Source organism: Moorena sp. SIO4E2 (genome assembly GCF_010671945.1).
In the GTDB taxonomy this organism is placed as follows: Bacteria; Cyanobacteriota; Cyanobacteriia; order Cyanobacteriales; family Coleofasciculaceae; genus Moorena; species Moorena producens.
Genome location: NZ_JAAHIE010000004.1, coordinates 1 through 11,502, shown reverse-complemented (window position 1 = coordinate 11,502; position 11,502 = coordinate 1). Strand labels below are relative to the sequence as shown.

At 45.1% G+C, this 11,502-nt stretch carries 5 protein-coding genes; 2 read left to right on the top strand and 3 right to left on the bottom strand.

Annotation, left to right across the window (positions count from 1 at the left end):
- The coding region (locus F6K37_RS01105) for a hypothetical protein (RefSeq protein ID WP_287247605.1) at positions 1-6,291 on the bottom strand (6,291 nt) is incomplete at its 3' end.
- Between the two features lie 430 nt (positions 6,292-6,721).
- Between F6K37_RS01105 and F6K37_RS01100 the strand changes: the two genes are divergently transcribed.
- Positions 6,722-8,011, top strand: coding sequence for a glucose-1-phosphate adenylyltransferase (locus F6K37_RS01100; protein WP_008186656.1), 1,290 nt, complete (start codon positions 6,722-6,724; stop codon positions 8,009-8,011).
- A 426-nt stretch (positions 8,012-8,437) separates the two neighbouring features.
- Complete coding sequence (locus F6K37_RS01095; protein WP_008186657.1) at positions 8,438-9,463, top strand: DnaJ C-terminal domain-containing protein; 1,026 nt, start codon at positions 8,438-8,440, stop codon at positions 9,461-9,463.
- A gap of 101 nt (positions 9,464-9,564) precedes the next feature.
- Here F6K37_RS01095 and F6K37_RS01090 read toward each other — a convergent pair whose 3' ends face one another.
- Positions 9,565-10,110 (bottom strand): peroxiredoxin family protein, encoded by a 546-nt coding sequence (locus F6K37_RS01090; RefSeq protein ID WP_008186659.1) that lies wholly within the window; start codon positions 10,108-10,110, stop codon positions 9,565-9,567.
- Between the two features lie 217 nt (positions 10,111-10,327).
- Positions 10,328-11,284 (bottom strand): NAD-dependent epimerase/dehydratase family protein, encoded by a 957-nt coding sequence (locus F6K37_RS01085; RefSeq protein WP_287247601.1) that lies wholly within the window; start codon positions 11,282-11,284, stop codon positions 10,328-10,330.
- Positions 11,285-11,502 lie beyond the last annotated feature (218 nt).

Below are 11,502 nucleotides of genomic sequence, written 5' to 3'. Positions count from 1 at the left end.
TGGGATAATCAGAGTATCAGGATATTTGACCTCATCCCCGGTGTTGGTAATGGCGTAGCTGATGGTAGTGTTATGGTCACCTTCCACACTCTCGTCATCCACCGCCTGTACCGTAATGGTTGTGGGGGTGGTATCCGTTAGGCTGACCACTACTTCGTTGTCGTAGCTCTCCCCATCGAGACTGATTTCACTGTTGTCATCGGCAGTAATAGTGATTTCTACTGCCCCAGCTGGAGCAGTATCAAGAGCAATGGTATAAGTGCCAGGCTCTCCTGCTTCTGCGATCGGGGAAATTTCCGTGATCAGGACTTGACCAGGAACAACTGCGTCATTATCAGTAATGGTGATCTCGGTGACTGGGATAATCAGAGTATCAGGATATTTGACCTCATCCCCGGTGTTGGTAATGGCGTAGCTGATGGTAGTGTTATGGTCACCTTCCACACTCTCGTCATCCACCGCCTGTACCGTAATGGTTGTGGGGGTGGTATCCGTTAGGCTGACCACTACTTCGTTGTCGTAGCTCTCCCCATCGAGACTGATTTCACTGTTGTCATCGGCAGTAATAGTGATTTCTACTGCCCCAGCTGGAGCAGTATCAAGAGCAATGGTATAAGTGCCAGGCTCTCCTGCTTCTGCGATCGGGGAAATTTCCGTGATCAGGACTTGACCAGGAACAACTGCGTCATTATCAGTAATGGTGATCTCGGTGACTGGGATAATCAGAGTATCAGGATATTTGACCTCATCCCCGGTGTTGGTAATGGCGTAGCTGATGGTGGTGTTATGGTCACCTTCTATACTCTGGTCATCCAGCGCCTGTACCGTAATGGTTTTGGCGCTGGTATCACTCAGACTCACCACTACTTCGTTGTCGTAGCTCTCCCCATCAACACTGATTTCACTGTCTTGATCCGCAGTAATGGTGATTTCTACTGGTCCAGCTGGAACAGTGTCCAGAGCAATGGTATACTCCTGTGCCTCTCCTCCTTCCGTCAGAGGGGAAATCTCGCTGATCAGTATTTGACCAGCAGCATCTGCGTCATTATCAGTAATGGTGATCTCGGTGGCTGGGATATCGAGAGTATCAGGATATTTGTCTGAATCCCCGGTGTTGGTAATGGCGTAGCTGATGGTGGTGTTATGGTCACCTTCGACAATCGTGTCATCCAGAGCCTGTACTGTAATGGTTGTGGGGGTGGTATCCGTTAGGCTCACTACCACTTCGTTGTCGAAAGTCTCCCCATCGAGACTTATTTCACTGTCTTGATCCGCAGTAATGGTGATTTCTACTGGTCCAGCTGGCTCAGTGTCAAGAGCAATGGTATAAGTGCCAGACTCTCCCGCTTCCGCGATCGGGGAAATCTCCGTGATCAGCACTTGACCAGGAACAACTGCCTCATTATCAGTAATGGTGATCTCGGTGGCTGGGATATCGAGAGTATCAGGATATTTGTCTGAATCCTCGGTGTTGGTAATGGCGTAGCTGATGGTAGTGTTATGCTCACCTTCGACACTCTCGTCATCTACTGCCTGTACCGTAATGGTTGTGGGGGTAGTATCCGTTAGGCTCACTACCACTTCATTATCGAAGCTCTGCCCATCGAGACTTATTTCACTGTTGTCATCCGCAGTAATGGTGATTTCTACTGCCCCAGCTGGAACAGTGTCCAGAGCAATGGTATACTCCTGTGCCTCTCCTCCTTCCGTCAGAGGGGAAATCTCGCTGATCAACACTTGACCAGGAGCAATATCATTATCAGTAATATTGGCAGTGAATTCTGCAACTAAGCCAACAGCATAGCTTGGATCATCGGAAACCGTAATTTCGTGCCTGATTTGACTGCTGTGCTCTTCTTCAACTTGCTCATCATCTACCGGCTGCACCGTGATTTCTTTTTCCAGAGTCTCAGCGTTGAGAGTAATGACTTGCTCTTTGGCAAACTCTTCATCATCTACCTTGATTACACTCTGGTCATCAGCAGTGAGCTTAACTGTTACATCCCCAGTGGGTCGGGTACTTAAGGCAACTGTGTAAATTCCCTCTTGACCCTCTTGGACAGATACAAGATCATCGATGAACACGATTCCAGGGTCATCGTCTGCAATATTGGCAGTATATGATGGGCCTTGTCCGATAGGATAGTTCTCAGAATCTTCTGTATCGCTAACTCTGTGAGTGATGGTGCTAGTGTGAACACCTTCTACCAGAGCATCCTGAACTGCTCGTACCCTAATGGTTTCTTCGAGTTTTTCTGGGTTGAGGTTAATGATTCGCTGAGAGCCAAAGTTGATGCCATCGAGACTAATTGTACTCTGGTTATCAGCTTGGATAGTAATTTGTACTGCTCCAGTGGGAGGAGTATTCAAAGAAACTGTGTAAGTGCCTGAACCATTGTTTTCAGTGATCGTGATGGCCTGGCTGAAGATCAGCCCAGAGTCATTATCAGCAATATCGACAGTGACTTCTTCTGGTAGCTCGCCCAGGTCATAGTCTAGGTCTTCGGAAGCAATTTCATGGCTAATTTTGCTAGTGTGATCACCTTCGACCTGATCATCATCTAATCCCTGTACTGTAATTTCTTTTTCCAGGGTTTCAGCGTTGAGGATAATCTCTTGCTCAGGGGCAAACTCTCCGTCACCCACTTTGATTAGACTCTGGTCATCGGCTGTGATAGTGACTGTTACGTCACTAGTAGGCACAGTGCTTAAGCCAATTGTGTAAGTATCTTCTTGAGCTTCCTCAACAGACAAGGTGGTCTTACTGAAAACAATCCCAGGGTCATTATCTGTAATTGTGGCACTGAAGGAGCCGCTAGTTCCTAGAGGATAGTTAGTGGTATCTCCGGTTTCAGTCACTTTGTGGCTGATAGTGCTGGTATGAATTCCTTCAACCAGATCGTCATCAGCGGCTTGTACACTAATGGTTTCTTGGAGTTTTTCTGGGTTGAGAGTAATGACTTGCTCAGAGGCAAACTCCCCTTCACTTACCTTGATTAAACTATCGTCATCAGCGCTTAGAGTAACAGTTACCTCTCCGGTAGGCACAGTATTTAAAGCAACTGTGTAAGTTCCTTCCTCACCGCCTTCGATAATTGCGATCGCACCACCAAAAATTAGTCCAGGGTCATTGTCAGTAATGTCGATAGTAACATCCTTGATCTCCTGGCCTAGAGGATAATTGGTAGTATCACTTGAACCAGTAATTTCATGGCTGATAGTGCTGCTGTGGTCGCCTTCCACAGCGGTGTCATCAACCACCTGGACTGTGATAGTTTGTCGTGTAGTTCCTTGGAGCTGGATCGGAAGGCTAGGAGCAAAGTTTGTACCATCTGTGCTGATTCTAGTCTGTGGATCAGCGGTGATAGTGACTTCTACTGAACCACCTCCCACAGGAGGAGTGTTTAAACCAATTTCGTAAGTCCCGATATCCCCTTCAGTGAGATCGAGATTACTGATGATAACTACTCCAGGCTCATCATCAGTAATCTCAGCTATAACATCTGGAATTTCCAGATCCAGGGGATAGTTTGTGATGTCTTGGGATTCAGTAATCTCGTGGCTGATGGTGCTGTCGCGAAGACTCCTAAATTCAGCATCATCCTTACCGCGCACGGTAATGGTTTTAAGGGTCAGGTCACTGAATGTAACATCTTGAGTGGAAGCAAAGCTAGTACCATTATCAATACTGATTTCAGTCTCATCATCAGCTGTGATAGTAACTTTGACATCTCCAGTAGGCTGAGTGCTTAAACCAATTTCGTAGGTATCAGTACTGCCTTCAGTGACCTGAGGAGTACCAATGATAACTATTCCGATATCATTATCAGTAATTGTGGCAGTGACATCCTCAATGGGTGTGTTCTGATCGGAATAGTTTGTATCCTCTGAAGCAATGCTGTGGGTAATGATGCTGCTGTGAATCCCTTCCGGCGGCTGATCATCTACCGCCTGCACCTTGATTTCTTTTTCCAGTGTGCTTTGGTTGAGGGTAATCACCTGCTGTGATGCAAACTCTTCACCATCCACACTGATCAGACCTTGCTCATCCGCTGTAATAGTAACCGTTACATCCTGGGTAGGCTCGGTGGTTAAACTGATGCTGTAAGTACCCTCTTGACCCTCTGAGAGGGACAAAGACTTATTGGAGATAATCATTCCAGGGGTACCATCCTTAATCTCGATATCAGTAGACCATGTTCCCTGTCTTTCAGGATATTGCGGATCCACAGAATCGGTAATTTGGTGAGTGAGGGTACTGGTGTGAAGACTTTCTACCTTGTCGTCTGTTGTACCTCGCACCGTGACAGTGGTTGGTGTAGTGTCACTAAGTTGGATATTTCGACTGGTGCCAAAGTTTAAGTTGTTCTGATCCAGAGCAAGTTCACTTTCCCCATCTGTGGTGATAGTAACTCTTACGGGGTCAGTGGGGGTGGTACTTAAGGCAACTTGATAGGTTGTCAAGTCTCCACCTTCCTCAGTGGGCTCGGTTGCTGGAGTGATGATTAGACCTGGGTCATTGTCAGTAATAGTGACAATGACATCTCCAACCTTACTATTTATTTTAAAATCTGAGCCATCCGGAGCCTCAGTAATGGTGTGGGTGATGGTGCTGGTGTGAGCTCCTTCGACGGTTGAGTCATCCTTAGGCTTGACGGTGATAGTTTTTGCCGATGTGTCACTGAATCTAACCACTTGGCTGTCGGCAAATGTGGTACCTCCTTCAATACTGATCAGACTCTGGTCATCAGCCTGAATAGTAACTCTTACATCTCCACCGGGATTCTGTAGTAATCGAAGTGTGTATTTCCCTTCATTACCCTCTTCAACACTATCTTCAACACCAGTTTGACCAAGTGGGGAAGTATCAAAAAAGAAAAGGTCAGAGCTATCATCAATAATCTCAATGGTAGCGTTATCTATTGTGGTTGTAGGATAGTTGTCGGTATCGTCTGTAGCACTGATTGTGTGGGTGATTGTACTTTCGTGAGGAGTCCCTTCTGATGGGTCGTTATCTTCAGTAGCCTGCACCTTAATGGTTTGGGGTGTAGTATCGCTAAGTGTGATAGTTCCCTGGTCTACAAACCCAGTCCCATCCGGCAATTTGATCTGACTATCGTCATCAGAATCAAGGGTGATTGTTACGTCCCCAGTAGGATTGGTGCTTAAAGCAATGGTGTATTCATTTTCGTCACCTTCTTGAATCTGACCAGTAGCTTGGGTGATGATTACCCCAGGATCATTGTCAGCAATAGTGACAGTGACGTCTCCAACCTTGCTCTCTTCAAAGTTTGAACTGTTTGAATTAGTAATTTCGTGGCTAATGCTGACTTTTTGAGGTCCGGTGACATCTGAGTCTTCAGTAGCCTGCACCGTGATAGTTTTTTCGGATGTGGTGCTATTGAGGTTGATGACTTGCTCGGAAGCAAATTCTTGGTCATCTTCTACCTTGATTAGACTCGACCCATTGGCTTTGATGGTGACTTTTATGTCTCCTGCATCAAGCCCGTCTGCTTTAATGGTGTACGTACCCTCTTGACCCTCTTCAATAGACAAAGTTTGGTTATCGAAGGTGAGCAGATCTGGGTTATTGTCAGTAATCCTGGGAAAGACCTGTCTAGTTTGACCTGGAGAATATTGTGCTTGTGTTGCCTCGGATTCAGTAATAGTGTGGGTGATGGTGCTGTTGTGCTCACCTTCTAAGGTGTTGTCCTGAATCCCCTGCACCGTGATTTCGGTGGTGAAGTCGGTTTCGTTAAAGGTTATCTCTCCGGAAGAGACAAAGGTGTTGCCCCCATCTAAACTAAATTGACTCTGACCATCACTAGTTTCGATTTCGACTGTTACGTCTCCATCGGGTGCGGTACTCAACCCAAATTCATAGGTACTATTTTCACCCCCTTCAATCGGTGTGGGGGTGCCTTGGATATATAGCCCTGGGTCATTATCGGTAATTTCAAGGGTGACACCAGTAAGTTCAGTATTTACGGGATAGTTGGTTTCGTCCTCTGTGGCTGTAACAGTGTGAGTGATGGTGCCGGGGTGAATACCTTCAGGAGTAGCATCATCTATAACCCGCACCGTAACAGTTTTTTCTGAGGTGTCACTGATTACGACGGTGTGTTGGGTTCTGAACCCCTGACCATCCACATTGATTTGACTCTGCCCATCAGTTCTGAGGGTAACAGTCACGTCTCCAGTTGGCGGGGTGTCTAAGGCAATAGTATATGACTGGTCAGCACTAGTTTCAGTAAGCTCGATAGTTGTCTGTGAGAGAATAAAGTCTGCCATAGTGATTCAAAATGTTTAGTTAGTTACCTATAGCAATAGCTAGTACCAATTGCTAATTAGGGATAGCTGCATCAGAATTGGCTTGGGGTTTGGGTCAATAGGAATTGGCTAAAGCGATTTCGGACACCCACTGGTATAGGTGTCGATCTGAGTTATCCATCCTCTGGCAATACAAATGCCCGACCGGGTTTCAATTTGTCTTAAAACCTTTCCCCAATTAATTTGACCCAGCGATTTTATTGTCTTCCCCTTGACCGATTTCTGTTCACCGGGAAAGTACCGAACTTACTGTGGGGCTAACTAGGGATTTTACATAGACTTCTCGAAAACTTTGCGTTTATAATAAATTACTGGCTTACCCCCCTTGAAAACTGCCCCACACCCATCAGAGACTGGAGTTGTTCAGGCATGAGCATTTCAGAGGTGTTTTGTGAAAAAAGTTTTAGGAATCATTCTCGGTGGTGGCGCAGGAAGCCGCTTATATCCACTAACCAAGCCCCGTGCTAAACCAGCAGTGTCATTGGCAGGTAAATACCGCTTGATCGATATTCCTGTCAGTAACTGCATTAATTCTGAGATTTACAAAATCTATGTCCTAACCCAATTTAACTCAGCATCTCTCAATCGCCACATTACCCGTGCCTATAATTTCTCTGGCTTCACAGAAGGGTTTGTTGAAATTCTACCAGCCCAAAAAACTGCGGAAAACCCAAGCTGGTTTCAGGGAACAGCAGATGCAGTTCGTCAGTATCTATGGTTATTTAATGGCTGGGATGTTGATGAATACCTAATTCTATCAGGAGACCACCTCTACCGGATGGACTATCGCTTATTTGTCCAACGTCACCGGGACACTGGAGCGGATATTACTCTCTCGGTTGTACCTATTGATGAGACACGGGCATCTAGCTTTGGCTTGATGCAAATTAATGATCGGGGCAAAGTGATTGACTTTCGGGAGAAACCCACAGGGGAATTGCTCAAACAAATGCAAGTGGATACTACTGTGCTTGGACTTACACCAGAAGAAGCCAGAAATAGTCCTTACATTGCTTCTATGGGAATTTATGTTTTTAGTAAAGCAGTGATGAAAGAAGTGCTCGAAGCTAATTCTGAACACACAGACTTTGGTAACGAAGTTATCCCAGCCTCGATGCCAAAGTATAACATTCAAGCTTATTTATTTAATGATTATTGGCAAGATATCGGCACTATTGAGGCATTCTACAATGCTAACTTATCCCTGACTCGTCAACCATCACCATCGTTTAGCTTTTATCAGGAAGATGCTCCGATTTACACCCGCGCCCGTTATCTACCGCCCTCAAAGCTTTTAGACTGTCGGGTAACAGAGTCAATAATTGGGGAAGGGTGTATTCTCAAAGACTGCCGCATTAATAACTCGGTATTGGGATTGCGATCGCGAGTGGAAGCTGGAACAGTTATCGAGGACACTTTAATTATGGGGGCTGACTACTATCAATCTTTAACAGAACGTCTCTCAGCCCAAGAACAAGGCCAAGTGACTTTAGGGATTGGTAAGGATACCGTTATTCGTCGTGCAATTATCGATAAAAATGCTTGTATCGGTAACAATGTCAAAATCTTTAACAAGGATCGTGTAGAAGAGGCCAACTGCGAAAGTGAGGGATTTTATATTCGTAATGGCATTGTTGTAGTGCTCAAAAATGCAGTAATTCCCCATGGAGCCGTGATTTAGTCCTATGGGATGGAAAGGGTAAGTTAATCCATATCAAAATTAGGCGCGCTGTAAGCATATGCGCTACGCGCACGCTACGCGAACAGCCCTTAGCGGTCAGCCGTCAGCCCTTACACGCTTACTTTAGACAGGCTTACCCTAAGGATTAGGGATTAGACACCCTTAGGCTAGGCATTAACTACTAAAACCATTCACCATTAACCATTAGCCATTAGCCTAAGACCTTGCTACCTAAGACCTTGCCCTAACCCTCAAAACACCCTTGACAGAGTATTACCATGTACGGAAATTGCGATCGCACCAGTGAGGAAGAACCGAACTAAGTTTACTTGAAACCTTTGTTACCCTGGCGTTGAGGTAGATAAACCATAATCCAAGGGCAATAACTGACCCCTTACGATCTTAGACGATTAGGAGACACTCTTGATGGCTGCGACCGACTTCAAAGACTATTACTCCATCCTAGGAGTCAGCAAAACTGCTAGTGCTGATCACATTAAAAAGTCCTTCCGGCGTTTGGCCCGGAAGTACCACCCAGACCTGAATCCTGGTGACAAACAAGCCGAGGCTCGCTTTAAGGAAGTCAATGAAGCCTACGAAGTGTTATCTGACTCGGACAAACGGAAGAAATACGATCAATTTGGTCAGTACTGGAAGCAAGCGGGACAAGGATGGTCTGGTGGTAGTGGAGTCGGTGTTGATGTTGGTGGCTTTGATTTTAGCCAGTACGGCAGCTTTGACGAGTTCATTAATGAATTGCTGGGTCGCTTTAGCACTGGTGCGCCCGGTGGTGCTGGCAGAAGTAGTCATAGCTACTCCTACAGTACAAGTACTTCTAGCTCTAATGGGTTTAATGATTTTGGTGGTTTTGGTGGCTATAGCAGCACGTCAGGCTTTAACAACACTACGGGAGCAAGTGCTGACCGGGAAGCAACCATTAGCCTCAGTTGGTCTGAAGCCTTTAATGGTGTCCAAAAACGTTTCAGCCTAGGTAATGAAACTATAACTGTCAGGATTCCCCCTGGTGCCAAACCCGGTAGTCGTATTCGGGTGCGAGGCAAGGGTCAGGTCAACCCCCTGAATGGGCAAAAGGGAGATTTGTATTTGAAAGTAGAACTCAAATCTCACTCTTTCTTTGAGTTCGATGGTGAGAATCTAGTTTGCGAAGTGCCAATCACACCAGATGAAGCGGTTTTGGGTGGGTCAATCGAAGTACCAACTCCAGATGGCTCTGTGAGTATGAATATTCCTGCTGGTATTCGTTCTGGTCAATCTCTGCGACTACGGGGTAAAGGCTGGTCTTTACCTAAGGGTGGACGTAGTGATCAGTTAGTGCGAATTACGATAGTAACTCCGAAAAACCTCACCAATCAGGAGCGGGAGTACTATGAAAAAATCCGTGAAAGTCGCCGCTTCAATCCCCGCAGTCATTTGTCCCAAGTTCGACTGTGATTATATCTAGCAGTGCTCAATTGGGTGATAGACTTTCCTGCTGGGTTAATGGGAGTAGGGAGTAGGCAGTAGGCAGTAGGGGTAAGACAATTGAAGGTACCTCATAAGAGGGTGTCGATGGCATTTAGGAGTGTTTCTACTTCGGCATTTGAATTTAGGAAAGAAAATAGATGTTGAAAGCGGAGTTTTCCTAGCTGATCTAAAAGAAATTGGCCAGGTAGGGGAGCACCAAGTGCTTGACCAAGGTTATAGGCGCGAAAGGTTCTACAGTTGGGGTCGCTCAGCAGTGGCATTTGTAAACTGAGATCGTTAACAACTTGTTGGCTTTGCTTGATATCTGTACTCGTAATCATTAACACCTCAACCCCTTTCTCAGTGAAACGTTGGTAGTTCTCATTGATGTTTTTGATGTGAGGGAAGCACAGGGGACAGTAATGCTTTTCTGTGAAAATGCGGGTGAATGCCAAGATGACCGGTTGTTTGCCCTGATAATCCGATAATTTGGTCTGACGGTTATTGGTAATATCTGGTAGCTCAAAATCAGGAGTCCTTGCTCCGAGTTGTAGCGCGTTAGTTGCTGGTACAGGCACAAAATTGTGGAAGAAGCGCTGATTGATTAAGCCACTAAAGTTAAGGTCTGTGAGCATCAGGGGTTCAATTCTCCTGGAGAGGGAATAGTTTATAGTCACTGTTCTAGTTTACCGATAGGCACCCTCAACTGTAGGTAGTTTAGGGAAAGCATGAATTAAGTGACTACTTTGATTACACAGACCGGAAAAGGGGAAAGAGGGGAAAGCGATGGAGATCACCGCTGGTCACCCCTTTAGAATAATAACTCACATCAACCAAGTACGGACTATTTGGTCAGTGATTAACCGGACTTAATTTTAATGATTCGATTAAACGCTGTAAACCTGACTCTACTGACCACTGAGGTTTAAAATCTAAACAGGAAGATGCCATTGAAATATCAGCTTGGGAATGTTTAATATCTCCAGGACGGGGAGGGGCAAATTTAGTTTCTGATTTCCACTGAGGAAAGCAAGTTTTTAGACTATCAACTAGCTGAAGTAAAGAAGTAGATTTTCCGGTGCCTAAGTTACAAATTAAGCATGAGCCTGATTCTAGGGGTGTTGTTAAAGCTTTGGCAAAAGCCCTGGCAACATCCTTGACATAGATAAAGTCTCGTGTTTGAGTCCCATCTCCGTAAATAGTGATCGGTAAACTGTGCTGCATGGCATTAACAAAGATAGAAATTACACCGGAGTATGGGGAGTTAGGTACTTGTCGAGGACCAAATACATTAAAAAAGCGTAATCCTACAAATGAAAAATCTATTTGTTTGGCAAATAAACTGGCATATTGCTCGCTCACCAGTTTTTGTAAGCCATAGGGAGAAATAGGAGAAGTCTGTTGATTTTCTGAAATGGGTACTTGGGTTGGATTGCCATATACAGCGGCTGAGCTGGCAAAGACTAGTTTAGGAATGTTTAAGGTTTTGCAAAGTTCAATAACAGCAATCGTTGCCGAAAGATTATTGTGATGAGCCTCTAGAGGTTGCAGCCATGATGCTGTAACGGAGGGGGTGGCTGCTAAATGGGCAATGCCATCAATTTTATTTGTAAATTTAGTTATAAAATCCTCGGGTTTACAAGTGGATATGTCTTTTTGCAGGAATTGGAGATTAGGATGCTTAGGTAGGTTTTCTAGACTACCGGTGGCCAAGTTATCAACTACTGTGATCTGATGACCTTCTGATAGAAGTTGTTCGGTAAGATGAGAGCCAATAAAACCAGCTCCGCCAGTGACAATGAAATGCATAATTTTTGAGTTTTTACTAAGTAATGGTTAACTATGTAATCGGTTACTAATTAAAGATTAACTAAGTTATTTTTATTTGCCTAATTAGTGTGGAATTTACTAATCAAAATGCGCTCCACTAAGTACTCTTGATCACCTTGTCTTAAATCTGAAACCAATGGCGAACTGTTACAGGCAATGTCCGCTGTGCTATTAACCTCACAAGAAGCTTAGGTCGT